The sequence below is a fragment of the Salinicola sp. MH3R3-1 genome, assembly GCF_001937155.1.
In the GTDB taxonomy this organism is placed as follows: domain Bacteria; phylum Pseudomonadota; class Gammaproteobacteria; order Pseudomonadales; family Halomonadaceae; genus Salinicola; species Salinicola halophyticus.
Genome location: NZ_MSDP01000038.1, coordinates 12,564 through 39,538 on the forward strand (window position 1 = coordinate 12,564; position 26,975 = coordinate 39,538).

Consider the following 26,975-nt stretch of genomic DNA (forward strand, 5'->3'; position numbering starts at 1 on the left):
GATGTTCATCGATCCCCATGCCCACATGGTGTCCCGTACCACCGACGACTACGAGGCCATGGCCGCCGCCGGCATTGTGGCGCTGGTCGAACCGGCCTTCTGGGTCGGCCAGCCGCGTACCTTCGTCGGCACTTATGTCGACTACCTGTCTTCGCTGGTCGGCTGGGAGCGCTTCCGCGCCGGCCAGTTCGGCATTCGCCACTACTGCACCATCGGCCTCAATTCCAAGGAAGCCAACAACGAAGCACTGGCCGAGGGCGTGATGGAGTGGCTGCCACGCTTCGCCATGAAGGAAGGCGTGGTCGCCATCGGCGAGATCGGCTACGACGAGCAGACACCGCTGGAGGACAAGTATTTTCGGGCCCAACTGGCCCTGGCCAAGGAGCTCGAGCTGCCGGTCATGGTGCATACCCCTCATCGCGACAAGAAGCGTGGCACTTCGCGCTCGATGGACGTGTGCGAGGAGATGGGGCTCGATCCCTCCTGGGTCGTGATCGATCACAACAATGAAGAGACGGTACGCGAGACACTGGATCGGGGTTACTGGGCCGGCTTCTCGATCTATCCCTCGACCAAGATGGGCAATGCGCGCATGGTCGAACTGCTCAAGCAGTACGGCGGGGACCGCATCATCGTCGACAGCGCCTGCGATTGGGGAATTTCCGACTGCCTTGGCGTCCCCAAGACGGCGCAGCTGGCGCTCGAATCCGGCATCGCCGAATCCGTGGTGCGTCGGGTCACCTATGAAAACGCACTCACGGTCTATGGCAAGAGCGGTCAGATGCACGCCGCCGACTGGCTCGATCCGGCCCCCATCGACCAGCGCACGCTATTCGAAGGCAACTCGATTCTGCGTGGCGGCCGCGATCCTCTTGTCGAGGCAACTCCCGCAAGGCGCCGAGACAATCTGCTCATCGAATGACGCCCGCGTTCCCTCCTATTCGTCATCAGTCACCGGCATTTCCTACCGCTATCTCTTATCGATAATTTCAGCGGAGTGGCAACCGACGCCTCTCGACGGCAAAATGCGGACAACTACCGCACGCCGACGAGAGGAATCTCATGCCTTCGCCGATCGATAACGTCGTCGCAGAATCCAATACCGCAGCGAGGCGACCGGACACCACGCTGGCCATGATCGTCTACGCGTTGTTGCTCGGCGTCTTCATCACCGGCATCACCCCGGTGATTGGCGTGATCATTGCCTATGTCTATCGGGGTAACGGTCCACGCTGGCTGGACGAGCACTATCGCTACCATATTCGTACTTTCTGGATCGGCCTGCTCTACGCCTGCATCAGTTGGATACTGGCCTTCGTGCTGATCGGATTCGTGCTCATGGCACTGCAGGCCGTGTGGCTGATCGTGCGTTGCGTGATCGGGTTCAAGGCATTGCAGGAACACCGCGCACCTGACAAGGTCGAGAGCTGGCTATGGTAACCGGCCCGCCAAGTCGACGCGCAATGAAGAAGAGAAACGCATGATCGAAAGTCTGCAAGCTCGCGCCATCCATCTGCTCTGGCGCCTGCTGTCGCATTGGCGTTTGAAAACGATCTGGTCACTGGCTGGTCTGGCCAGCCACGTGCTGTATGCCGTTTCCCGACGCGAACGTCACGTCACTCGACGCAATCTGGAGGTTGCTTATCCTAATGAGTCCAGCGAAAAGCGCCGCGACCGGATCAAGACCAGCCTGCGCCATTCCGCCGCCACCATGCTGGAGCTCGGGTTCGCCTGGATTGCCAGGCCGAAGCGCGTCGAAGCGTCGGTCGTCGAGGTCCACGGCCGCGAGCTACTCGACAATGCGCGCGCCGACAATCGCGGTGTGATCGTGCTGGCGCCGCATTTCGGCAACTGGGAAATGCTCAATTTCTGGCTATCCAGCCACTTCCCGTTCACCGCGATGTACGAACCGCCCAAAATTGCCGACCTCGACCCTGTCATCCGTCATGGTCGCGAACGGATGGGCGCGGAACTGGTGCCGACCAACCCGCGGGGCGTCGCCGCCCTGCTCAAGGCGCTCAAGCGTGCCGAGGCGGTGGGGATCCTGCCGGACCAGGAGCCCGACTGGGGCAGCGGCGTCTTCGCCGGCTTCTTCGGCCGCCCCGCCTATACCGCCACGCTGCTGCCCAAGCTGGTAGCGCGTACCCAGGCTCGTGTGGTCACCGGTGTCGCCAGGCGCCTGCCTGAAGGCCGCGGCTTCGCGATCCATTTTCTCGCCGCCGACGACCGCGTCTACGACAGCGACGAGGTGACATCGGCCGCAGGCGTCAATGCCTGCGTCGAAGCCGCCATCGCCCTCGACCCGGCTCAGTATCAGTGGGAATACAAGCGCTGGAAGAAGACCGAGCTGGAGCAGCAGAAAGTTCCCGGGTATCGCGAACAGCGCCTGTACAGCAAGCGCTGATCCTCGAGAGATCGGGGCATGGAAAGACCCGCGTTATCGAAACAACCGCGTTACTGCGCCAGACCGCCGAAACGTCCTGCCTGGTAATCGTCGATCGCCGTGGCGATCTCGTCACGAGTATTCATCACGAATGGACCGTGCGACACCACCGGTTCCTCGATCGCATCAGCGTGGCCGAACAGCAGTCGAGCGTCGGTGGTGGCTTCGATTTCGACGTTATCGCCGCCACGATCCAGTTCGACCAGATGCTGCGGCTTGACCGGTTCGCCGCCCACCGTCACCTCGCCATCGACGACGTAAAGAAAGACCTGGCGGCCACTCGGCGCCGTCAGCCGATGACTCGCGCCGGCGGGAAGCGACAGCGTCGACATGAAGACATCGGTCAGGGTCTCGATGGGGCCTGTCGATGCGCCGTGCTCACCGGCGATCAGACAAAGCTCTCCACCACCGTCCAGCGCAATGGCCGGAATCGAATCTCGCTGCAGCCCGATGTAGCGCGGTTCAGTCATCTTCAGGCTGGCCGGCAGATTGATCCATAGCTGCAGAATCTCCAGCGGGCCGCCGTCACGCAGAAACTCGGGCGGCGAAATTTCGGCATGCACGATGCCACTGCCCGCCGTCATCCACTGCACGCCACCGGCACGAATCACGCTCTGGTGATCGGCACTATCGGCGTGCGCCAGCGAACCTTCGAGAATGAAGGTCACGGTCTCGAACCCCCGGTGCGGATGAGGCCCGAACGGCAGCCCGCCGTTATTGGCCGGATAGACCTGCGGCCCGTGATGGTTGAGAAACAGGAAGGGGTCGAGCTGATCGAGCCTGGGACCCGGTAACGGCCGGCGAGTCGTCAGATCGCCGATGTCGTCGCGAATGGCCGGGTGCTGGGCGATGATACGGCGTGGTGTGAATGCAGACATAAAGGTTTCCTCGACTCGTTTGATTGCAGTCTAGAGCACGCCAAGCGCGAAAAAAGCGAATGATCTTCACCGCTTCATTGCATCGAATCATCGATTCATGGAAGGGGGCGAATGCTTTTGCGTCTTCAGCAGCGCTTCTTCGATCAACGCCACCAGCGGCGACTGGTCCGGCGAGAGCCGGGACACCATGATCAATTCACGATGAAAGCGCTGCTCTTCCAGCGAGATCACCCGCACCGGCAACGGCTGCTGGCGGCGCCACAATCCGGTAAGCGGAATCAGCGCGACGCCAAGACCGCACTCCACCATTCGCGCGATAGCGTCGATCTCGTCGAGCTCCAGCCGGATTTCCGGCCGCAACCGTCGCCGTTCGAGAAAACGCACCACCTGGCGCCCCCCGAAAGAGCCGCGGTCGTAGAGCACCAGCGGATGGCTTTCGAGCAGCGATTCCACTGTCCCGCCCTCGACATCGGGCGGTGCGATCAGCACGAACGGCTCGCGAGCAATGACTCGGGAATAGAGGTCGGGAGGCAACGCGAACGGCGGCCGGACGATCAACGCCATGTCCAGATCACCCTTGTCGACCTGGTCGAGCAGCGCCAACGAGACACCGGGCACTACACGAGTCATCACCCCTGGCGCATCGCGGGTCAGCGTCTGCAGAACCTCGGGCAATGCCCCGCTCTGCAGGCTGGCGATCGCGCCGAGATGCCATTCGCCGCTCAAACCGTCCACCCCGGAATGACGGATCCGCTCGGCAAGCGTCAGCATCTCGTTGGCCTGCGGCAATAGCCGACGACCGGCCGCGTTGAGCCGGACGGCACGTCCGGTACGTTCGAACAGCGGTTCGCCGATATCGGCCTCGAGCTTGCGGATCTGCGCACTGACCGCGGACTGGGTCAGCCCGACGGCATTGCCAGCGGCGGAAAACGTGCCGTAACGCACGACGGCGAGAAAGGTCTTTAGCTCTTTGAACATGGCAAGAAAACGGCGCCGTGAATCCAGATAATTTGATAGCAGACAGCAATATTATGCGCTTTTCATCAAATTTATTCGCCATCAGAATACAACCACTGAAATTGCCACGATCCGTTTCATCCAAGACCTAAGGAGCTCTTCCATGGCGCTATCCCCTTTCCACCTCGCCATTCCGGTTCACGACCTGCCTGCCGCCCGCAAGTTCTACGGCGAAACGTTCGGCCTGAGCGAAGGCCGCTCCAGCGAACAGTGGGTCGATTTCGACTTCTACGGTCATCAATTGGTGATTCATGAGCACCCGCAGACGCCGTCGCAGCAATCCGCCCATACCAATCCGGTCGACGGCCACGATGTGCCGGTGCCGCACTTCGGTATCGTGCTGAGTTGGCCGGAGTGGGAAGCGCTGGCCGAACGCCTCAAAGGCTTTGGCACCCAGTTTGTGATCGAACCGTACGTACGCTTCCAGGGCCAGCCGGGCGAGCAGGCGACAATGTTCCTGCTGGATCCGTGCGGTAACGCCCTGGAGTTCAAGGCGTTCAAGGATATGGGTCAGCTATTCGCCAAGTAACATCCCGTCAGCCAACCGAACAAGGCCGCCGATCCTGAACGACTCAGATCAGCGGCCTTGTCGTTCCCAGAACGTCGTTTGAAGCATCGCCGGAGGATGTCGGGCGTCAGGCCGGTTCCAGCCGCCTCAGATGCACGACGCCGATGGCCAGCGCCACCAGCAATAGCACCGCGATAAATAGCGAGACCCCGTTCCAGCCGCCCCAGAACCAGAACGCGCCACCTAGCGTGCCGGCCACACTGGAGCCGAGATAATAGCTGAACAGATAGAGCGAAGACGCCTGTCCCTTGGCCTGCCGGGCGCGCTGGCCGACCCAGCCGCTGGCCAGCGAGTGCGCGGCGAAAAAGCCGAAAGTGAAGACCAGCATGCCGATCAGGATCAGACTGATCGGCTCGAACAGCGTTATCGCCAGACCTGCCAGCATCATCGCGATGAACATCCAGAATATTCGCCGACGCCCTAACCGATCCGCCAGCGACCCCGCCCAGGCCGAGCTGTAGGTGCCCGAGAGATAGACGATCGACAGCAGGCCCACTAGAGCCTGGCTCACCTGATAGGGCTCGGACAGCAGACGGTAGGCGATATAGTTGTAGAGTGTGACGAAGCCCCCCATCAGCAGGAAAGCTTCGAGGAATAGCCAGGGCAGCCCCCGGTCCTTGAAGTGAACGGTGAATCCGGACAGCACGCTGCGCCAGTTCAGCGGACGTGGCGTGAAGTGCCTCGAGGGCGGCAGCCAACGCATGAACAGCAGCGCCGCGATCAGCGCCACGATGCCGATGATCGCCAAAGTGACGCGCCAAGGCACCCAGTCCACCATCACCCCGCTGATCAGGCGCCCGCTCATGCCGCCGATCGAGTTGCCGCTGATGTAGAGCCCCATCGACAGGCCCACGTAGCGCGGATGAATCTCCTCGTTGAGATAGGTCATCGCCACCGCGCACAGCCCGGAGAGCGACAGCCCCGCCAGGGCCCGCATGATCAGAATGCCGGTCCAGTTGGGCATCACCGCCGCCAGCAGCGTGCAGATGGACGCCGCCAGCAACGCGACCGTCATGACCGACTTGCGCCCCACCGCGTCCGAGATCGGCCCGGTGATCAACAGCCCGATCGCCAGCATACCGGTCGCGACCGACAGCGACAGGCTGCTGGTCGCGGCATCGATGCCAAATGCATTCGACAGAATCGGCAGCAACGGTTGAACGCAATAGAGCAGCACGAAGGTCGAAAAGGCGCCGAGGAACAGCGCCAGCATGGTCGGCCGGTAGCCCCGCTGGCCGCGTTCAATGAAGCCGCTTTCGACGGTTTCCGCTTCGCGTTCCAACTGATGATGATTGGCCTGCGTGGCGCGGTAGATCTCGGATGAGGAGTGGCGAGACAACCCGGTTCTCCCGATATCGATGACCGAAGCCGACCGGGGATGAAGGTGCTTCGGGGGCATCAGGGGTTTAGAGATTTGCTTTAGACCTTGGTAGGTTACGCCGCCGCCATTAAGCTTTCTAATATATTATTCGATGCTTTTGAGAGGTTTTACGACTCAAAGGAACTGCGAGTTTCCCATGGAACTACGATATCTACGCTATTTCGTCGCTGTGGCCGAAGAGCTTCACTTTAGCCGCGCCGCCCAGCGGCTGGGCATCTCGCAGCCACCGTTGAGCCAGCAGATCCAGGCGCTGGAGCGCGAACTAGGCACGCGTCTGCTGACTCGGACCAATCGCCGCGTCGAGCTGACCGAAGCTGGGCAAGTGTTTCTCGACGAGGCCCGGGATATTCTGGCACGCACCGAACGCGCCACGCGGCTGGTTTCCCGGCTCGGTCGAGGCGAGGCCGGCCAGTTACGTATCGGCTTTACCACTTCCGTGCCTTTGAGCTCGACGCTGCCGCGCACACTGATGCGCTATCGCCAGCGCTATCCCGACGTCGAATTGCGCATGCACGAATTCAATAGCCAGCGCCAAATCGGGCCGCTGCTACAGGGCGACCTGGATATCGGTATCATGCGCCCGGCCACCCTGCCGGACGGCCTCGACGCCTTCACCTGGATTCGCGAGCCGCTGATGGCCGTGGTCAATGAACAGGGCCCGCTCGGCGGCAGCGCGCTGCCGTTGACGCTCGACGAATTGGCAACCCACCCGTTCGTCTACTTCTCGCCCGCCGCCGGGACCGGCCTGCTCGATCAGTTCAATGCCCTGTTCGCCACACGCGGGCTAAGCCCTCGTCTGGTTCAGGAAGTCGGCGGCCCGAACACCATCATCAGCCTCGTCGCCAGCGGCATGGGCGTGTCGATCCTGCCCGCTTCCTTCCGGCATATCCGGATCGATAACGTCCGCTACCGCCCGCTGAGCGATGCCGACGCGGTTTCCGAAGTGTGGCTCACCCACGCTCGTCACCATCTGATCCCGCAGGCCCGATCGTTCATCGATCTGGTCCAGCGCCCCGGCGACCCATGACACATTTCATTCTCGCCATCGCAATCGCACCCGGCGCCTTCATACACTCGGCTTGACCTCGTTCCCCCCTCGTCACAGACTGCTCACGGCGATGAACGATATCGCCAGCTTGACGGGGTGCCGGTGGAACCGGCTGAGATCGTCCTGCGCTGAAGCCAATTCACAGCGCCACGACGGATCCCGACGAACCTGATCCGGCTAGTACCGGCGTAGGGATCAAGCGGAGAATCTCACATCCCGGGTAGCGTTCCGTCGATTCGTTCTCCCCCCCTCCTGCGCTGTGCGCCGGCCTGACCCGATAGCCTTGGCCAATACGCCGGGCAAGTCATGCCACGGAGCACGACCGAACATGAAATCACCTCAGTTCCTATCCGAAACCGCTCGCGTCGACAGCGCCGCCATCGCCCCGCTGCCCGCCTCGCAGAAGATCTACATCACCGGCTCAAGGCAAGACATCCGCGTACCCATGCGTGAGATCGCCCTCTCGCCGACCCAGACGAAGCAGGGTCTCGAGACCAACGCGCCATTGGCCGTCTACGACACCTCCGGCTCCTACACCGATCCAGCAGCCGAGATCGACATTCGTCGCGGTCTGCCCGAGCTGCGCCGTGCCTGGATCGACGAGCGCGGCGATACCGAATGGCTCGCTGGTCCCAGCTCCAGCTATGGTCGCGTTCGTGCCGAGGATCTACGTCTATCGACGCTGCGATTTCAGCTTCAGCGCAAGCCCCGTCGTGCCCGCATGACAAAAGAGGGACGGGGCGCCAACGTCACCCAACTGCACTACGCCCGCCGGGGCATTATCACGCCGGAGATGGAGTTCATCGCCATCCGAGAGAATCAGCGCCGCCGCGCAGCGAGCGCCGGACCGGAAGACCCCATGCTGGCGCATCAGCATCCGGGCGAGTCTTTCGGCGCCAATCTACCCGACGAGATCACGCCGGAGTTCGTGCGTGACGAGGTGGCTCGCGGGCGGGCGATCATCCCAGCCAATATCAATCATCCCGAGAGCGAGCCGATGATCATCGGGCGCAACTTTCTGGTGAAGATCAACGGCAACCTCGGCAATTCGGCCGTGACCTCCTCGATCGAGGAAGAGGTCGACAAGATGACCTGGGGCATCCGCTGGGGCGCAGACACCATCATGGATCTCTCCACCGGCCAGAACATTCACGAGACGCGGGAGTGGATCATCCGCAACTCGCCGGTACCGATCGGCACGGTGCCGATCTACCAGGCGCTGGAGAAGGTCGACGGCGTGGCCGAAAACCTGAGCTGGGAAATCTTCCGCGACACCCTGATCGAGCAGGCGGAACAGGGGGTGGATTACTTCACCATTCACGCCGGCGTCCGCCTGCACCACGTGCCGATGACGGCCAGGCGCGTCACCGGCATCGTCTCCCGGGGCGGCTCGATCATGGCCAAATGGTGCCTGTATCACCACAAAGAGAGCTTCCTCTACACCCATTTCGAGGACATCTGCGAGATCATGAAGGCCTACGACGTCTCGTTCTCGCTGGGTGACGGTCTGCGCCCCGGATCCATCGCCGATGCCAACGACGAAGCGCAGTTCGCCGAGCTCGAAACGCTGGGCGAGTTGACCCGGATCGCCTGGCGACACGACGTGCAGGTAATGATCGAAGGCCCCGGCCATGTGCCGATGCAACTGATCAAGGAGAACATGGAGAAGCAACTCCAGTGCTGCGATGAAGCGCCCTTCTATACGCTCGGCCCGCTGACCACCGATATCGCACCTGGTTACGACCACATCACTTCCGGCATCGGTGCGGCGCAGATCGGCTGGTACGGCTGCGCCATGCTCTGCTATGTCACGCCCAAGGAACATCTGGGGCTGCCCAACAAGGATGACGTCAAGACCGGCATCATCACCTACAAGATCGCGGCTCACGCTGCCGACCTGGCCAAGGGGCACCCCGGCGCCCAGCGTCGCGACAACGCGCTGTCCAAGGCACGCTTCGAATTTCGCTGGGAGGACCAGTTCAATCTTGGCCTCGATCCCGATACCGCTCGCGCCTATCACGACGAGACGCTACCCAAGGACTCGGCCAAGGTGGCGCATTTCTGCTCGATGTGCGGACCGAAGTTCTGCTCGATGAAGATCACTCAGGAAGTCCGCGAGCGCTTCGGCGGCGACGCCACCCATATCGACGGAGACCAGCGGGAGGCCGGTCTGCAGGAGCAGGCGGAGCGCTTCAAAAAGGAAGGCGGTGAGCTCTACCGGGAAATCTGATACCGCCGGTGGCATATACCGCTTGTGCAAGCAGGCCCGCGTCTTCCGAGCGTCGACGAAGGTTTGACTGTCGGACTGCCGCACTAAGACTTTGGTCGCAATCAAGTTATATGCCATCCCGTTTTCGAATGGGCGGATCGCAAAAGGCCCGGGGATGCGTAAAATGCGCGCTTTTGCCCCCGGCAATTTCGCCTGCACAAGGAGTCACGCATGACTGCAACCCCCTCCCGGCCGAATCTATGGCGCCGTATTCCCTTGTGGCAAAAAATCATCGCGGGCCTGGCGTTAGGGATTCTGGCGGGCGCGCTGATGGGCGAGCAGGCCAGCGTGTTCAAACCGCTCGGCGATATCTTCATCAACGGCATCAAGATGCTGATCGTGCCGCTGGTGTTTTCGACGCTGGTCGTCGGCATCACCGGCATGCGCGATCCGCAGAAAATGGGCCGTGTCGGTGCTCGCACGATCGGGCTCTATTTGGTCACCACCGCCTTCGCAATCGTCATCGGCCTGGTCGCGGCCACGATCTTTCAGCCGGGCGTCGGCGCGGACGCCTCGATGAGTGCGGCGCAGCAGACCAGTGAAGCGCCGTCGCTGGTGGACATCGTTGTCGGGCTGGTGCCGTCGAATCCTCTTCAAGCGATGATCGAGGGCAATATCCTGCAGATCATCGTCTTCGCCATCGGTCTGGGCATCTCGCTGATGCTGATCGGCGAAAAGGGCGAGCCCGTCGTGCGGGTGTTCGAAAGCTTCGCCGAAGCGATGTACAAGCTGACCGCCATCGTCATGGCATTCGCGCCGTTCGGCGTGTTCGGCCTGATGGCCAACGTCTCGGGCCAGTACGGGCTGGACGTGCTGCTGCCGCTGGCCAAGGTCATCGGCGTGGTCTATCTCGCCTGCCTGGTTCACGTCCTCGTGGTTTACACCGGTCTGCTGACGCTGGTCGGACGCCTCAACCCCGTTCGCTATCTGCAAGGCATCATCGACGCCCTAGTGGTCTCGTTCTCTTCGGCCTCGTCTTCCGGCACCCTGCCGGTTTCCATCCGCTGCGCGCAAAAGAATCTCGGTGTCTCGGAAGGTGTATCGAGTTTCGTGCTGCCGGTAGGCGCGACCATCAACATGGACGGGACGGCGATCTATCAAGGTGTCGCGGCGTTGTTCGTCGCCCAGCTGGTCGGGGCCGATCTGTCGATGATGGATTACGGCATGATCGTACTGACCGGCACGCTGGCTTCGATCGGCACGGCGGGCGTGCCCGGCGCGGGTCTAATCATGCTATCGATCGTGCTGGCGCAGATCGGCCTGCCGCTGGAGGCGATCGGTGTTGTCGCAGGCGTGGATAGAATCCTCGATATGGCGCGCACCAGCGTCAACGTCGCCGGGGACCTGATGGTGACAACACTCGTCGCCAAGAGCGAGAAAGAGCTCGACCTGGACACTTATAACCGTCCGAGCAAAGCCTGACAGCCAATTCTCTTGCCCAAACGTCTCTAGCCCAAACGACAGCGGCCCCGGTCAAGACCGGGGCCGCTGCGTGAAGAGTCTTGGCCGGGCAATGATAGGCTCGAAAGACTCGGTGTACTGAGATTCAGCAAGATCTAGTGGCGTGGTTTGGTGGCGTCCTTCAGATCGCCCTTGGCGGACTTGGCATCACCCTTGGCCTGCTGGGTTTTGCCTTTGCTTTCGAGTTCGCGGTCCTTGGTCATCTTGCCAGCAGCTTCCTTGGCCTTACCAGCTGCCTTGTCGACCTTGCCTTCCGTCTTGTCTGACTTTGAATTCGTCATGGGTGCTACCTCGTTTTCCGTGGATATCCTTATCCGTTCGCCGTTCTCTTCGATACTGAGCTGCGAGCATCGTATACAGCGAACGTAATCTCAGAGTAGTTCGCCGCGGGAAAGTCGGAACGGGAGATTGGTAACAATTTGTTCGCCAAGGCGGACGTTCTGCGGAGGGCGCGTCACGGAACAGCGGGAAAGAACCAAGAGCAGAGAACACGCAGCGGATCGACGAGAGCCGCCCGACTGCAGGCGGCTCGATGAAAATCAGACGGGGAACATCAAGTGCGTGAGGTCACTTCCAGCAGGTGGTAGCCGAACTGGGTCTTTACCGGACCGTGCACTTCGTTGACGGCGCCATTGAAGACGACTTCGTCGAACTCCTTGACCATCTGGCCACGTCCGAACGTGCCCAGCTCGCCGCCCTGGCGCCCGGAGGGGCAGTTGGAATGCTGACGTGCCACTTCGGCGAAGTCGCTGCCGGCTTCGATCTGCTGCTTGAGTTCGAGACACTTCTGCTCGCTGTCGACGAGAATGTGGCGGGCGCTGGCCTGTGCCATGAGATCACTCCTGAGTCTTGACCATTGGGAAGCGGGCATTCTACGAAATCCGCCCTGCCGGCGTCACCGACAATCGTCTCGACGGCGCTCGACAGAGATTGCGTTGCCCCGGTCAACCGAAGCGCTGTTCGAGATAGCGATTGATGTCGGCGGATTCGTACATCCACTCTAGCGTGCCGTCCGCTTTCTCGATGCGCAGGCACGGCACCATCGTTCTCCCGCCGCCCGCCATCAGTTCCTGGCGATGACGAGGGTCACGCTGGGTATCGCGCAGCTCGATGGGCAACGCCAGTCGCTCGATCTGGCTGCGCACGCGCTGACAGAAGGGGCAGCTCATGAAATGGTAGAGTGCGAGACGCTGGCAGGCGCGGTCGACATCGGCCTGCGCTTCGGCTGAACGTTCGAGGGGAATCGATGAAAACATGGTCTTGAGCCACTCCGTGATTCGATGGGACATGAAGAGAGATAGCACCCTTTTGTCGGGTTGGCGTCAGTTCGGCGGCAGAGAAACGTCACGGTTCGAGGTGTCAGCATCTTCGGAACCGATGTCGTCGCCAATGTCATTGGCGTCGGCGCCCTCGGAAACGGCGCCTTCAGCACGCGCATTATCAGCGGCTCGATCGAGCGCAGCGGCCTCCTGGTCATTGATCAGCACCGGAATCGTCAACGGGGCGTCGGACGGCGTCGCCAGACTCGTCGGGGAGAAAGCATTGAGGGGCGCGGGGGCGTAGCGCTGAGTGGGAGGCAGCGGCGGCAACAGAAAATCGCTGGAAACGATCGGCTGGGCGAGTTCCGCATCACCCGGTAGCCGCAGGGTCGTTTGCACGAGCGGTGACGCGAACTGATCCCGGAACTCCTGACGCGAAACGTCTCCGCTGCCGTCGGCATCCAGCGTGTGCCAGTCACCGCCCAGCCCCAACCGTTCGATATCGATCGGAAGAAGGTCGCCGTCGGCGTCGCTGTCGGCGGTATCGAACACGTTATCCGCACTGACCTGAGCCACGCCCTGCGGCGTCGCGCGATCGACGACGACATCGCGCTCATCGGGAGCCGACGCACAGGACGCCAACACCAGGATACCGGGCAGTAGACTGGCGAGACGCCAACACTGCCGCTGCATTCTTTTTCTCATCGATTTCTCTCCCGCTGTTGGGTCCATGGTAGCCGGCGCCGAATCGCCGAGTCAGTCACGAGGATTGCGCAGCGTGCCGTTGTCGAGACGCTGTTGCCAGCTCTGCCAGAGGCTGAGCCGGCTGGATTCGCCAACCTCGCGTCCACCGCCACTGAGCTTGCTGATCCAGAGATGGCTACCATTGAAACTGTAGATCGGCACCAGATCCTTGCGTTTCGATGCCGGCTCGAGGGTCTTGACGATATTGTCCAGTACGATCGGTGGCGAGGTCGGCGATGCTGCCCAGGTCACCACCATATGAAACTGATCGTAGGGAATGTATTTGACGTAATGCAGCCGCAACTGGTCATCGGATACACCCAGCTCGCGCAGCGTCAGATATTTGGCCATGGCGAAGTCTTCGCAATCGCCGGCGCCCACGCCGAGAAATTCGAATGGCGTTGCCCAATAATCTTTCACGTGCCAGACATCGATATCGTCGACGAAGCGAAGCTGATTGAAAAAGTCGTTCACACCCGCCAGTTTCACCTCGATGGATCGTCCCTGTAGACGATCGATCAACGCTGGCCACTGCTGAATGCGTTGCCACCCGTTCGCGCCATATAACGTCTCGACTTGCTGGCGCGGCGGCAGCCGCGGCAGAGCGTCGACCGGGAAGCCGCTGCTCCCCAGCGTCAGCGCCACGACAAACGCCATCAGCCAGCACTTCACCTTCCGGCCCCCACCGTTCGGTGGCGTCATCGGCTCGGCGACGCGTCGGTTGAGGAGCACCGAGGCGAGACTATGTCAGTTCCAGCGGCACGATCGGTGCCAGATAGCCCTGATAGCCATCGGCACCCACTTCCGCCACCCGCTGGCGCTGTTCGTCGGACTCCACGCGCGTCACGATGACCTTCGCTTCGACCTGATGGGCTGCCATGCACAGACTACGCAGAAATTCGGTATCGACATCGTCACGCACGAAGAAGCCCTGATCGATCTTGACGTAATCCGGGCGCAACCGTGCGAGATAGCTCATCGCGGACAGATTGCGTGCGAACCGGTCGATACCACCGCGAGCGCCGAATCGATGCGCCACCCGGAACAGCTGCTGCACCCTGTCCAGATGCTCGAGCGCGATCTCTTCACTGACCTCCAGATCGAGCTTGGCGGCGAAGCGCGGGTTCGACTCGAGCCAGCCGACGAGCCGTCGATACTGCGCCTGATCCGCCACCGAATCAGCGGTCAAGTTGACGGCTAACCGCCCCTCGAAACGGGCCTCGCGATCGCCAAGACTTTCGAGCACCGCCCTATCCAACTGCACCCCCATCTGGAAGTGATTGATGACAGGAAGGAAGATATAAGCCGGGTGCTGAGTTTCCCCTTCGTTGAGTCGCACCAAGACCTCTCGGTGTAACTCGCTGCCGTCAGTCAACAACACGGGCTGGGCAACGAAGCTGATATCTCGGGCTTCGAGCGCACGCTCGATGATCTGACGCCACTCCTGACGTCCCCGCGCCGCGGTCACGTCGCCAGGATGTGCGGTGACCCACCGCTGCTGGCGTTCGATCGCTTCACGCAATGCACTGTCCGCTCGCGCCAGAATACCCTCCCGAGTCATGCCGCGTTCGCGCAGAACGACACCGCCCCGGGTGTGCAACGCGCGAGCTTCCGCCAACGGATTGGCATCGACGATGTCATCGATGCGATCAAAGGTATCCGTCAGCCACTGCTCTCTCGGCGCATCATCGGTATCGGGGAGCAGTAACGCGAACTCCTCCGCCGACAGGCGTGCCTTCATCACTTCCTGCCCCGCGAGTTGCGCGCTCTGAAGATAGGTGCCGATGTTGCGGATCGCCCGATCACGCGCCTCGAAACCATCCTGGCGGTAGAGCTCCTGAAGATGATCGATGCGCACAATGACGAGTGCGCCGCCGACGGGTGCCGATAACCATTCGTCGAGCACGCGGGCCAGATAGGCACGATTGCCCAGCAGCGATACGGCGTCCTGCTCGGTCAGCCGTTGTAGACGCACGACCTGTTCGGCCTGCTGGTCGAACTGCTGGTTGAGACGCATGCCGAGATGATTGACCGAATCGGTGATGCCCTGAAGCTCGTGAACGCGGCTCTCCGGTAGCGGCTCGTCGAAACCGTCGATCTGCATGTCGGCAATACGTCGCGAGAGGCGATTCAGCGGCCCCAGGAGCAACTTGACGCCGACGATACTGAGCACGAAGACCATGACCATTCCCACGGCCAGCCAGGTGATCAGCTGCAGCGCCAGAGACCACAGCTGATCGTAGGCGTAGGCACTTTCGGAAGCGATCTTGACACTCCCCAACGCTGACCAGCCGCCGCTGATTTCACGCTCTCCGCGAGCGCTCGGCAGGCTGATCGCCTGCTGAAACCAGTGTGGCGTGTCACTTTCGCGAGCGGCATCCACCACCAGGGGGTCATCGCGGCCCACGGCTTCCAGTTCGATACGCCTTATCACGCCGCCATCGGAGACGGCGCGCATCAGCGTCTCGGCACTGGTCCAGTCACCGATCTCGACGAACGGCACCAGCGACAGACTCAGCGCCTGAGCGAGATTATCGACATCGATTTGCTGGCGCTCGGCCAGTGATGCTCGAGTTTGACGCACCTCGATGGAGAAGATACCGATCGAGAACAACAGCAATAGCCCGACCATGATGGCGACGGAGCGGCGAAACAGACTCATAAGCGGGGTCTCCGATCAGCCCTGGGGGTTTTCGTCGCGACGAATCGGCGGCGGATAACGATCATCGGCAGCCCCGACCATGTCGGGATTCACCTGTAGCGTATCGAGCAGCTGGCCGGTGGCGGAGAGTAACCGATAGTTGGCCCGACGCAGCGAGAACTCGGCTTGAACCTGCGCCTGCTGCGCATCGTAGAGCTCGGTCTCGCTGTCGAGCATGTCGAGCAGCGTGCGTCGGCCGATGTCGAACTGCTTGCGATAGTTAACGCGGGTTTTCTCGCTGGACTCGACATGACGAGCCAGAAACGGTAGCTGGCTGGTGACATAGTCGCGGGCATTCCAGGCTAGCCGGAGTTCGTCGCGAATCTCGCGCAGGGAGCGGTCGCTATCGTAACGCACGGCGCGCAGTGAATCCTCGCGTGAACGCATTTCGGCCGTATCGATACCTCCCCGATAGAGATTCCAGGACATCACCAGATCTGCGTTCCAATCGTCGGAATCGTTACCTTCGTAGTCATAATCCCGAGCCGCCTGACGGCTTGCTTCGGCACGGAACGTCGGCAGAAAATCGCCTCGCTCCGCCGCCACTTCATGACGTGCGGCATCGATGGAGTGCGTGGCGGAAATCACCAGCGGGTTGTTGGATGTCGCCATGGCGATTGCGGCGTCGAAATCCCCCGGTACGCCAGTCATGTCGACATCGGCTGGCAGCGTGAGATTTCGGGGCGTCTCGCCGACATAGCGCAGAAAGGCAGAGACCGCGTCGTCGAGGTTGTTGCGAGCGGAAATCAAGCTGGCCTGAGCCTGAGCCAGACGCCCTTCGACCTGGCTGGTGTCGGTCGTGGTGCCGGCCCCGAGCTCCTCGCGACGCCGAATGTCGGACGCAATGCGCTGATGGGTATCGACATTACGCTGCGCCAGTTCGAGCAGACGCTGCGATTGCAGCACGTCAAGATAGCTCTGGACCGTTGCCAGGCCAATCTGATTGGCCGCTGCAGCCACCTGCCAGCGCTGATAGTCGCTTTCGGCGTCCGCCTGCCGGATGCGCTCGATCGTGGTATTGCCGTCCCAGATCAACTGCGACAGCGTGATCGAGCCGCGTCGATAGTCGTGGGGCTCGCTGGACTGCGAGATCCCGTCGATCTCGCTTTCGTTCTCGCCATAGCCGACGCGGGTCTCAAGGTCGACCGAGGGAAGATAAGCGCCGCGCTGCGCCCTGGCGTCGTCCAGATTCTGCTGGTAACGCGCCATCTCGGTGCGCGTGGTGGGGTACTCCATCACCGCCTGAGTGACCGCTTCGGTCAGCGTTTGGGCCTGGGCACCACCGGCCGATGCCGCCAGACCGGCGAACAGGATCCACTGCTTCATCATGATGCTTTTCACCCCTTTCTTGTCCTGCCGCGCACGCCTAGCGTTCACGCATGGCACCCTGCTGGGCGCGAAGTATCGGCTTCAACAGATACTGCAAAATGGTCTGCTCGCCGGTGATCACATCGACCGTCGCCTGCATACCGGGAATGATCGCCAGATCGTCGACGTTTTTCCCCAGATGGTTGCTGTCGGTTCGTACGGTCACTTCGTAGTAAGTGTTGCCTTTGTCGTCTTCCTCGGTATCCGGGCTGATACGCATGACCTGCCCCTTCAGGCCACCGTAGATCGTGAAGTCATAGGCGGATAACTTGACCGTCGCCGCCTGTCCCGCGCGGATGAAACCGACATCGCGTGGTGACACTCTCGCCTCGACCAGTAGCTGGTCCTCGATCGGCACGATCTCCATCAGGCTGGCACCGGGCTCGATCACGCCGCCGATGGTGTTGACGTTGATCGACTGCACGCTGCCGCGAACGGGCGACGTGATCAGCGTCCTGTCAACGCGATCCTGCAGGCTGACTCTCCCCTGCTGGAGGCTGTCGAGTTTGTTGCGAGCCTCGGTCAAGGCATCCGCGCTGCGCGAGCGAAACTGAGTCGCCAGATCGCGCCGTTTGCTGATGGCCTCGAGCAGCTCGGATTGTTTGGACGGGATCGACAGCTGTGCGGACTCCAGATCCCCGCGCTGGTCGTTGACCTTACGCTGCAGATCGAGCAGATCCACCTGCGAGACGATCCCTTCCTTCACCAATGGCGCGGTGATCCCCAACTGCTGGCGTGAGAGTTGATAGCTGCGAGACAGGGAATCGGCCCGTGACCGGATCTCCTGCAACTCCTGCTGACGCTGCTGAATCTGCGCCGCGGCCTGGTCAAGTTGAGAGCGCAAGCCATTGATCCTCGCGCTATAGGCGCCAGCGACCGCAGAATAGGTCTCCTTATTGGTGGTGCGAAACTCATCACTGAGCGGAAGGGTCTGCGTGGATACGTTGACCTGCGACTGCCAGTCGCTGGCGTCCGAATTCACCACCACCGAGTCCAGCTCGGCCTGATACTGCGCCACCGTTGCCTGCAGCCCGGCCAGCGTCGAGTTGCGCTCGGCGAGATCGGAGGTTGCCCGGGTCGGATCGATTCGCGCCAGCGGCTGGCCGGCTTCGACGACATCGCCCTCGTCGACATAGATCTCGCGCACGATCCCGCCTTCCAGATTCTGGATCGTCTGCAGTCGCGATGAGGGGACAACCTGCCCCGTACCCCGGGTCACGACTTCGATACTCGAGACGCCCGCCCATATCAGGAAAACGATGAACGCGGCCAGCAGTATCCAGATGATGACTCGCGACCGCCACGGCGTGGAGAGTAGCGTGGCAGCACTGGCGTCATCGGCAAGCTCCAGTTCGCGGGCGTTGGGCCGCGGCCATTTGACGACGTTACCCGCGCTGGCCATGGCGCACCTCCTGCTGGCCGGCAGCTGGCGGCGTGGGCTCAGTCGGCGCCTGCACACGTCCTTCGTTGAGTGCCTTGAGCACCGTCTGCTTGGGACCATCCGCGATCACGCGGCCAGAATCGAGCACGATGATTCGATCGACAACCTCCAGCATCGAACTCTTGTGCGTGACCAGCACCACCGTCTGGCTTCTCGGCAACTCCCGGAGCGTTCGGCGCAGCATGGCTTCGGCGCGGTTGTCCATATGCGAGCCCGGCTCGTCGAGCAGCAGTAACGCTGGATTGGTCAGAATCGCCCGTGCCAGCAGCACCGCCTGGCGTTGGCCGCTGGACAGCAGTCGACCTCCCTCGCCGACCTGGCGATCCAGCCCATCGGGATCACGGCGGGTGAATTCGCTGGCGCCCGCGATATCTGCCGCACGGTGCACCGCCTCGTCACTGGCGTAAGGCTGACCCAGCATGATGTTGTCGCGAATCGAGCCGAAGAATAGTGCGCTATCCTGTCCGGCAAAACCGATATGACGACGCACATCGGCGGGATGGATCTGGTTGATATCGAGCCCATCGAGACGGATGCTGCCCTCGGTGGAACGATAGAGACCGCTCATCAGACGCTCGACGGTACTCTTGCCTGCCCCCATGCGGCCAATGATCCCGACGCGCTCTCCAGGCTCGATAGTGAACGAGACATCGGTCAGCACGGCGGGAGACAGTTCGCTGTAACGGAACTCTACGTGATCGAACTCGATGCGCATGTTGAGCTTGTCGCGGTGCACATAGTTCTTGGTCTCGTCGACCTCGTCCGGCAAGTTCATGATCTGATCGATCGCCGCCATGGCACTGCGCGTCTGCCCGAACCGGGTAATCAGCAACGCCATCTGCGCCAGCGGTTGCAGCGCTCGCCCCGTCAGCATGACCGCGGCGATCAGCCCGCCCATCGATAGTTGAGCATTGCCGATCAAGTAGACGCCCAGCACGACCAGCGCCACCGTCGATAGCTGGTTGACCGACATCGTCAACGACGACACCGAGGTCGAGAGATTGCGGCTCTTGACGCCCCACTTGGCGATTTCGCCGACGGCGCGTTCGTAACGACGCTGGGTCTCGCCCTGGGCATTGGCAAGCTTGATGCTCTCGAGCCCTGCCACGCTTTCGACCAGCCGCGCATGCTTCTCGGTCGCCAGCCGCGAGCCCAGTTCGATCGAGCGCCTGAGCGGCCACTGAATGATGATGCTGTAACCGATCAGAATGACCAGCGCAATGATCGGCACCCAGACCAGCGGCCCGCCGACGATCCATATCACAAGCAGAAACAGGATCGCGAACGGCAGATCGACCAGCGTCGTCATCGTCATCGAGGTAAAGAAGTCACGAACCGAGTCGAACTCCTGCAGATGCTTGACGAAGGCGCCTACCGAAACCGGTCGCGCCTCCATTCTCAGGTTCATCACCTTGGCGAATATCTTGGCCGACAGCAGGACTTCGGATTTCTTGCCGGCGGTATCCAGAAACCACGATCGCACCTGACGCATCAGCAGATCGAAACCGACGATGATCGCCATGCCTGTCGCCAGCACCCAGAGCGTATCGAACGCCAGGTTCGGCACCACCTTGTCGTAGACGTTCATGGTGAAAAGCGGCGCGGCCAAGGCGAACAGATTGATCAACAGCGAAGCGATCAGTACGTCTCGATAGATCGGCGTCGACAGCTTGAGCGTTGACCAGAACCAGTGACCCTCGGCCAGCTTGACTGTCTCCGGGGCGCGATCGTCGAAGCGATGCTCACGCCGCACGTAGATCACCTGACCGGTTGCCTGCTCGATCAGCGAGCTCATCTCGACGTCTTGAGTGCCATCGGCCTCCGGCATGTAGACCGTGGCCTGCTTTCGCTCCGCGTCACGCGAGAGCATCACCACGGCACGGCGTCCCTGCAGGATCACGATGCAGGGCAGCAGAATATCGGCGACGCGGTCGGCGCGCTGGCTCACCAGCTTGGCCGAGAGGCCCGCCCGCTGCGCCGCGCGCGGCACCAGCGACAGCGTCAGCCGGCCATCGTCGAGCGGCAGTCCCGCACTGATGACATCGGCCGATCTGGGTGTGCCGTGGTGCCGAGAGAGAAATATCAACGCGCCGAGAAGCGGGTCGATCTCCTTCTCTCCGACCGGGTCGGGACGAAGCGGTGTCGGTTCATCAACCAAACCTGTGTTCTCCTGTCGTTCGACGGCCGGCCTCAGCCGTCGAGATTCGTCTTGAGGTTGCCGTGATCCAGCAGCGACTTGATGATTTCGGTATCCGAGCCGCCGAGTGTTGTCATGTCAACGTTACTGAAGACGATCTTCTGCGTCACGGCACCATCCGGACCACCTGTCTTGATTTCCAGCGTCGAGCCGCCGCTGGTGAAGGTGCCTGGGGCACCGCTGGCCTCGCCCTTGACGAAGTGCAGCTGATGAGCCGCCAGTGAGGCCAAGTCGGCGTTGGAGAGACTCGAGTTACCGATGTCGAGCATGTCGGAGAGGTCGAGCCGATCACCCCCGTCACCGCCCTTAAAGTCGGTGATGCGATCGACCGCCGGGGCGCTCGGCGCGCCCTGATCTCCGCGCATCCAGGCAAAGGTATCGCTGCCGTCACCGCCCGTCAGAATATCGTTGCCCTTGCCACCTTCGAGACGGTCAGCGCCAGCGCCGCCGTCGAGCGTGTCGTTGCCGGCGCCGCCGGTCAAGGTGTCGCGACCGGCACCGCCGCTCAAGGTATCGTTGCCCTCGCCCCCGCGCAGGATGTCGTCGCCGTCACCGCCGGTAAGGATGTCATTGCCCTTGCCGCCGATCAGCACATCGTCGCCCTTGCCCCCATTGAGCGTCGTGCCACTGTCGTTGGCCATCAGGGTGTCGTCGCCGTCGCTGCCGATCAACGTCTGCCCGCGCTGGTAGTCGACGGTTACCGAAGCCGTGTCGGTGCTCCCTTGACTATCGGTGAGGGTGTAGTCGGTTCTCAGCGTCGAGGCCGTGTCGGCGGCGTTGGCATAGCCGATCTTCATCGACAGGTCGTAGGTCTCGGCGCCATAGCCGTCGAAGAGCCCGGTGCCGCTGTCCTTCACGTTCATGACCGCAACGGTGTAGCTCTTGTCCCCGCCGCTCGAGTTGGTGAAGGTGCCACCGTTGGCCAGCGCCGTGAAGCCATTATCCCCCGCGCCCTTGTAGGCCAGCGCCACACTACCAGCGACGGTGGTCGCCAGTGTCAGGGATTCTCCGGCACGCAGGGTCAGTGTCATGAGATCGTTGGCATTGCTACCGAATCCCGATAGCCAGCCGCCACCGGCCAGACTACCGCGCACCACGGTCGCCGCGGTGTTGGCCGCCTGGGCAGCGGTAGAGAAGCTGCCGCGATCCAGGGCGAAACTGTCGGCGTTGCGCTTGTCCTGGGTCTGCACGCTGGCCGCGGTGAAATCGGACGCACGATCCTTCCAGCCGGTGGTCAGCGTCAGCCCGTTGGTGGTCGCCGTGCTACCTGACGCAATGGCGTCATTGGCGAGCAGCACATCGGCGCCGATGCTCAGGCTCGGACTCAGGATATTGGTGATGATGTGGTCGTCATGTGCCGAGGTGACACCGTTCTTGACATTGATGTTCATCACCCCGATGGCGGTGTCACCGTCGGCGTCGCTCAGGGTGTAGCGAATGGCGTCGGTGCCGAAGCTGCCCAACTTGGCCGTGTAGCGGTAGCTGCCGTCGTCCATGTCCATGACCAGTTGGCCGCCCAGCTCCGTGGTGATGCCGAGCTTGTGCGAGCTGCCGTCGTAGGTATAGGTGGCTCCGCTCGACGAGGCAGAGACAGTGCCGCTGCTCTTGTCGAAGGTGTAGGTCACGCCGTCGACCACCAGGCTCTTGATGTAGCCGCCATCCCCGCCGAGTGACGACAGCCCATGCGCGGTACCACTCAACACGCCATCCTGCAGCAGCGGCATCTGCACCGTGCCGCTCACGACACTGGAGAGCGTATCGAGATTGGTGATGACCACCGCATCGGTGTTATCGCCGGTGCGGCCATCGTAGGCTACCGGATTGAGATAGGTCTGACTCACGTCACCACCGATCCCCAGTGCCAGCGAGTCGATCGCATTCTTGCCAAGGAACGCCTTCCAGGCTGCCTCTTCGCTGGCATCGATACCGTCACCCCGATTGACATCCACGGTATTGCCCGGGTTGGTCTGTGATGCCGTCGGATAGGCGCTCGACAAGGTGGGTTCGCCATCGGAGAAGAAGTACGAGACGTTCTGCACCTCACCGGTCAGCTTGCCGCTGCCGTTCCAGGCAGTCTGGGCATTACTCAGCGCGTAGTCATAGTTGGTACCGCCATTGGCCTGCAGCGCATCCACCGCCTTGAGTGCATCGGAGACCGTCATCCACTGCTTGGGTGAGCTATCGAGCTGATCCGAGAACGGCGCCAGCGCCACCTTGACGTTCCCGATGTCATCGTACTTCGTCAACATTTCCTTGATCGACTGCTGCAGCACCTGGAGACGCGTCTGCTCGACGCCACCAACGGTCACCTTGTCGTTCATGCTGGCAGAGGTATCCACGATCAGGAGCACATTGGTGTTGATTGCCCCCTGCACGAAGCTGATCGACTGTGGCTGGGTAACCGGAGAGTCGTCTTCGACGGTGATGCCGATGCTGGTATTGGCACTCAGGCTGCCATCGCTGACCTTGACACCGAGGTTGAAACTCAGTGTGTCCTCGCCCTTGCCGGGGTGGTCCATACCAGCCTTCAGGGTGATCTGATACTGGCCATTGGCATCGATGGTGGCGCGAATCACCTCCTTGCCACCGGCAGATCCGATGAGTGTGCCGCTGTCGCTGCCGCTCCAGGTGATTGCCGCACCACCCGAGCTCAGCACCGTGGTCGGCGCCGTCAGCGTATAGGTCAACTTGTCGCCATCGACGTCGGTGGCTATCACGCGGCCGCTGGCGGTCGCGGAATCCGTGGTATCGGACGTCCCCAGCGTATCCGGCACGCCGCCCGGCAGCCCCTCCTCGGAAACGGTGGCGCTGTATCCCTGGGCCGCGACCACCGGCGCGTCGTTGACCGCATGCACGGTGACCGGAATCGCCACGCTGGTCGTCGCGCTGTCGCCGTTGCTGCCCTCGGTCGAGGTGACTGCGGCGGTCAGGTTGATCGTACCGTTGTAGTTGGCGGCCGGCTTGAGCGTCAGCGTGTTGAGATTCCAACCGCTTAGATCCACGCTGGTTTGCCCGCTGCTGCCAACGACGGTATGACTGCCATCGCTCAGGGTGGCACCTGCCGGAATACCGCTCAGCCTGACGCTGCCCAGCGTCTCCGAGCCGTCGGTATCGGTCAGTGCCGCGGCGATCTTGGACAGGTGGATTACCGAGTCCTCGTCGCCTTCGTTCATGGCGTAGAGCTGATAGTAGCCGTTGCCATTACCGTCGCCGCCGAGCAGCCCGGAGTGGTTGACGTTGGCGGCGTCGAGCGCGCTGACGTCCTGCATCAGCACGTAGTTGCTCGCGTTTAGCGGGATCGACGCACCACCGTTGACGCCGACATTGAGCGAGTAGTTACCGGCCCCCGCCTGGTTGTGATGGTAAAGATCGAGTGTGTAGTAACCGCTTACCGCCGGCTTGTAGCTGCCGGAATAGTTGCCGGAACTGCCACCCCACGTCCCCTGTCCGACCACGTTACCGCCGATCAGCACGCGGATACTGTCATCACCAGAGCCGCTGAAAGCATAGGTTTTCCCAGCTTCCAGATAGATCAATCCCGACAGATGCGTCCCAGTGCCGGCAGCCACGTTGGTGTTGGCCGCTGCCGTGACATTGCCACTGCTAGCTGGCGTGCCGGCGCGGTCGATTGCTGCCTGCATGACGGCCGGGTCGGCGCCATTGCCGTTGGTTCCGAGCGTCGTAATGGAGAAGGTGTCGCGCGTTAAACCAGCGCCAGTGGCAGTGTTACTAGCCAGGGTAATCGATGGCGCATCGGCGACCGCGGCAACATTGATCGTGGCCGTGGCGGGCGTCGGATCCTTGCTTCCGTTGTTATCGATAGCCGCGTATTGGAGCGAGGTCGTGCCGGCCCAATCACCTGTCGGCTTGAAGTAAACCGTCGCGCCATTGCCGCTGGCCGTGATCGACGCGCCTGGCGTCAGTGTTTGAGTACCTGCCGCATCGCGGTAGAAAATGCCATTGGCCCCCAGGCTCGAGATTTCGAAACTGCCGATGCTGCCGTCGACGTCGGTACCGCCGAGGTTGACCGCAATCAACGACGACGGATCTTCCTTGCCGGTTACTGTAACGTTCGAGGTTTCCGGCAGTTCGTTGGTACCCACGATGGTGACAGCGATCGTTTTCGTGGTGCCATCGAGTGTCGCGACCGTAAAGTTCTCGACCTTGGTTTCGCCCGCCTTGAGATACTGCACGGCACTGTTGGCAACGCTGTAATTCCAGTTACCTCCCGCCGTAATGGCCAACGTTCCCAACGTACCGCTCGCCGCCGCAGCGTTGCCGGGCACGAAAGCACTTTGGCCACTATCCGCATCGCTCGCCGTCAACGCGCCGCTGGCGGTCAGACTTCCCGCGGAGACGTTGCTGTCCTCGGTCACTGAACCGGAAGCCGTACCGCTGATCACCGCAGCGTCATTGGTGCCCTGAATGGTGACGCTCAGCGTCTGGCTGGTGCCGTCCGAGGTCTTAACCGTGAACTGCTCGATTTTGGTCTCGCCCGCTGCCAGATACTGCACCTTGGCGTTGTCGACGCTGTAGCTCCACTGGCCATTGCTGCCGATGGCGAGACTGCCAAGCGTGGTCCCCAATGGCGTGCCCGCCCCAGCCTGGAAATGGGCCTCCCCTTCATCGGGATCGACAACGCCAAGCGTGCCGGTGGCCACCAGATGCCCATCGAGCGTGTTCGTGTCTTCCGTGACTCCACCGCTCGCGGCACCCGTGATTACCGCGACATCGTTGACCGGCGTCACGAACAGCGTCACCGTCGCGGTATCGGTGCCACCCTTGCCATCGCTGATGGTGTACTCGAAGGTTGCAGTGCCGTTGTAGTTGGCATCCGGCGTAAATGTGATCACGCCATTCTCGAAGGTGACGCTGCCGTGGTCGGCGTTGCCAACCCCAACGACAGTCAACGTGTCATCTTCAGGATCGGAATCGTTGACGAGAAGATCTTCCGGCCGCAGGTAGACCGGCGTGTCCTCCGCCGTCGTCAACGGCGCATCCACGACATACTGGCCAAGCGGTACGTAGTCCCCCTGCCCACCGAACTGCAGCGAGGGCTGGAAAATAGCGTTGCCCCCCTGGTCCCAATAGATGATCTCGATGGCGTGCGTGCCACTCTGGTCAACGGTGAAGCTATGGTAGTTGGTCGCGGGGCTCTGATTGTGGTCGACGGCTGCGGCCACCTTCCCATCGATCAGAATCTGATAGCCATCGTCGGCCAGCACCTTGAAGGTATAAGTTCCAGCATCGAGCTCGACGACGCCGCGCATCCGAAGGATGGCATCGCTACCGGTCGTCGGTGAGTCGGTATTCAGTGAGTCGGCATCATCCCCGAGGAATGTCTTCAATGTATCGGGGTGAGCCAGATCACCATCGATGTATTGATAGGAAAGGGAACTCGCCACAAAAGTTGCGTCAGGTGTTCCCTTGGCGGAGATGAACGCATAGGCCTGGGCGATACTCGATAGATTCGGACCGTCGGCATTCGGCCCTTCTTGATAAGCGAAGTACTCGGAATACAATCCGCCGAGTTTGCCGGGACTCGCATAGCTGTCATCCGTCGCCACCGGCGCATCGTTGGTGCCGGTCACGGTGATGGTGACGGTCTTAGGTGCGCTGACGCCGCCATCGTTATCGGTGGCGGTGTAGCTGAAGGTCACGTCGCGGCTCTCGCCCGCGGCCAGAGTGTCGAAGTCGATGCCGGGCGTGAAGCTGTAGCTGCCGTCGGCATTGAACGTCAGGCTGCCGTTGCCGGTGCCGACATCCGTCGCCAGGTCGTAACCGGCGATCGTCCCATCGACATCGGTCGCGACCGGTACTCGCCCGCTGAGAACGCTGTTCTCTTCCGTCGTGGTCGTGGTGGCCTGAGCCACCGGCGCATCGTTGGTACCGGTCACCGTTACGGTCAGCGTCGAGGTGGCCGTGCCGCCCTGGCCGTCGCTGACGGTGTAGCTGACTTTAGTGGTGTCGGTCTGACCCGCGGCCAGGCGATCGAACGCCGTGCCCGGATTGAAGCTGTAGGAGCCATCCGCGTTCAGCGTGAAGGTCCCACCGTTGGAGCCGGCAATCGCCTGCCCCACGCTACCTCTTACGCCGTTGACAGCGCTGACGCTCAGGATGCCGCCATCGACATCGCTGTCGTTGGCCAACACGCCCTGGGCCGCGGCGATATTGAGAGTAGCGTTCTCGCCCGTGCTTCC

At 61.8% G+C, this 26,975-nt stretch carries 20 protein-coding genes and 1 riboswitch; of the genes, 7 read left to right on the plus strand and 13 right to left on the minus strand.

Features of this window, described 5'->3' with window-relative positions; all coding sequences use genetic code 11:
• The first annotated feature begins 1 nt into the window (after position 1).
• The 3 genes from BTW08_RS17265 (at position 2) to BTW08_RS17275 (ending at position 2,404) form a co-directional block, all read left to right on the plus strand.
• Positions 2-922 carry a TatD family hydrolase gene (locus BTW08_RS17265; RefSeq protein ID WP_075563744.1) on the plus strand — a complete coding sequence of 307 codons (921 nt, stop codon included), beginning with the start codon at positions 2-4 and terminating at the stop codon, positions 920-922.
• Positions 923-1,062: 140 nt separating this feature from the next.
• Positions 1,063-1,440, plus strand: coding sequence for a DUF4870 domain-containing protein (locus tag BTW08_RS17270; protein WP_075563745.1), 378 nt, complete (start codon positions 1,063-1,065; stop codon positions 1,438-1,440).
• 40 nt (positions 1,441-1,480) lie between these two features.
• The gene (locus tag BTW08_RS17275) at positions 1,481-2,404 is read left to right on the plus strand and encodes a lipid A biosynthesis acyltransferase (RefSeq protein WP_075563746.1); all 924 of its coding nucleotides are present in this window, start codon (positions 1,481-1,483) and stop codon (positions 2,402-2,404) included.
• Between the two features lie 50 nt (positions 2,405-2,454).
• Here BTW08_RS17275 and BTW08_RS17280 read toward each other — a convergent pair whose 3' ends face one another.
• Entirely contained in the window at positions 2,455-3,321 is an 867-nt protein-coding gene (locus BTW08_RS17280) for a pirin family protein (protein ID WP_075563747.1), read from the minus strand.
• 87 nt (positions 3,322-3,408) lie between these two features.
• Complete coding sequence (locus BTW08_RS17285) at positions 3,409-4,299, minus strand: LysR family transcriptional regulator (protein ID WP_075563748.1); 891 nt, start codon at positions 4,297-4,299, stop codon at positions 3,409-3,411.
• Between the two features lie 142 nt (positions 4,300-4,441).
• On the opposite strand from BTW08_RS17285, the gene BTW08_RS17290 reads away from it, so the two are divergent.
• Positions 4,442-4,867 carry a VOC family protein gene (locus tag BTW08_RS17290; RefSeq protein WP_075563749.1) on the plus strand — a complete coding sequence of 142 codons (426 nt, stop codon included), beginning with the start codon at positions 4,442-4,444 and terminating at the stop codon, positions 4,865-4,867.
• Positions 4,868-4,973: 106 nt separating this feature from the next.
• Here the strand turns inward: BTW08_RS17290 and BTW08_RS17295 are convergent, their stop codons facing one another.
• Positions 4,974-6,245 carry an MFS transporter gene (locus BTW08_RS17295; protein ID WP_246837784.1) on the minus strand — a complete coding sequence of 424 codons (1,272 nt, stop codon included), beginning with the start codon at positions 6,243-6,245 and terminating at the stop codon, positions 4,974-4,976.
• Positions 6,246-6,423: 178 nt separating this feature from the next.
• Here BTW08_RS17295 and BTW08_RS17300 point away from each other — a divergent pair, with 178 nt between their 5' ends.
• The 3 genes from BTW08_RS17300 (at position 6,424) to BTW08_RS17310 (ending at position 11,026) form a co-directional block, all read left to right on the plus strand.
• Positions 6,424-7,314 (plus strand): LysR substrate-binding domain-containing protein, encoded by an 891-nt coding sequence (locus BTW08_RS17300; protein WP_075563750.1) that lies wholly within the window; start codon positions 6,424-6,426, stop codon positions 7,312-7,314.
• Positions 7,315-7,417: 103 nt separating this feature from the next.
• A riboswitch (TPP riboswitch) is annotated at positions 7,418-7,547 on the plus strand.
• Between the two features lie 116 nt (positions 7,548-7,663).
• Complete coding sequence (gene thiC / locus BTW08_RS17305; RefSeq protein ID WP_075563751.1) at positions 7,664-9,565, plus strand: phosphomethylpyrimidine synthase ThiC; 1,902 nt, start codon at positions 7,664-7,666, stop codon at positions 9,563-9,565.
• 210 nt (positions 9,566-9,775) lie between these two features.
• A complete protein-coding gene (locus BTW08_RS17310; protein ID WP_075563752.1) occupies positions 9,776-11,026 on the plus strand; it encodes a dicarboxylate/amino acid:cation symporter in 1,251 nt (416 codons plus the stop codon).
• Positions 11,027-11,160: 134 nt separating this feature from the next.
• On the opposite strand, the gene BTW08_RS17315 is transcribed toward BTW08_RS17310, so the two are convergent.
• The 10 genes from BTW08_RS17315 to BTW08_RS17360 all read right to left on the minus strand — a co-directional run.
• The gene (locus tag BTW08_RS17315; RefSeq protein WP_075563753.1) at positions 11,161-11,346 is read right to left on the minus strand and encodes a CsbD family protein; all 186 of its coding nucleotides are present in this window, start codon (positions 11,344-11,346) and stop codon (positions 11,161-11,163) included.
• 272 nt (positions 11,347-11,618) lie between these two features.
• The gene (locus tag BTW08_RS17320) at positions 11,619-11,897 is read right to left on the minus strand and encodes a peptidylprolyl isomerase (RefSeq protein ID WP_075563754.1); all 279 of its coding nucleotides are present in this window, start codon (positions 11,895-11,897) and stop codon (positions 11,619-11,621) included.
• Positions 11,898-12,009: 112 nt separating this feature from the next.
• Complete coding sequence (locus tag BTW08_RS17325; protein WP_075563755.1) at positions 12,010-12,354, minus strand: glutathione S-transferase N-terminal domain-containing protein; 345 nt, start codon at positions 12,352-12,354, stop codon at positions 12,010-12,012.
• Between the two features lie 33 nt (positions 12,355-12,387).
• Positions 12,388-13,017: a hypothetical protein gene (locus tag BTW08_RS17330; protein ID WP_075563756.1), complete on the minus strand. Its 630-nt coding sequence runs from the start codon at positions 13,015-13,017 to the stop codon at positions 12,388-12,390.
• Positions 13,018-13,080: 63 nt separating this feature from the next.
• On the minus strand, positions 13,081-13,725 hold the full coding sequence (locus BTW08_RS17335) for a transglutaminase-like cysteine peptidase (RefSeq protein ID WP_083627957.1): 645 nt from the start codon (positions 13,723-13,725) through the stop codon (positions 13,081-13,083).
• An 85-nt stretch (positions 13,726-13,810) separates the two neighbouring features.
• Complete coding sequence (locus BTW08_RS17340; RefSeq protein ID WP_075563757.1) at positions 13,811-15,730, minus strand: EAL domain-containing protein; 1,920 nt, start codon at positions 15,728-15,730, stop codon at positions 13,811-13,813.
• Between the two features lie 15 nt (positions 15,731-15,745).
• Positions 15,746-17,146 carry a TolC family outer membrane protein gene (locus tag BTW08_RS17345; RefSeq protein ID WP_139313704.1) on the minus strand — a complete coding sequence of 467 codons (1,401 nt, stop codon included), beginning with the start codon at positions 17,144-17,146 and terminating at the stop codon, positions 15,746-15,748.
• Positions 17,136-18,539: an HlyD family type I secretion periplasmic adaptor subunit gene (locus BTW08_RS17350; RefSeq protein ID WP_075563759.1), complete on the minus strand. Its 1,404-nt coding sequence runs from the start codon at positions 18,537-18,539 to the stop codon at positions 17,136-17,138. Before BTW08_RS17350 ends, BTW08_RS17345 begins: the two co-directional genes overlap by 11 nt.
• Positions 18,523-20,736, minus strand: coding sequence for a type I secretion system permease/ATPase (locus BTW08_RS17355; protein ID WP_075563760.1), 2,214 nt, complete (start codon positions 20,734-20,736; stop codon positions 18,523-18,525). The genes BTW08_RS17350 and BTW08_RS17355 overlap by 17 nt, the downstream gene beginning before the upstream one ends.
• 32 nt (positions 20,737-20,768) lie before the next feature.
• Positions 20,769-26,975: VCBS domain-containing protein (locus BTW08_RS17360; RefSeq protein WP_139313705.1), on the minus strand; the 6,207-nt coding region annotated here is incomplete at its 5' end.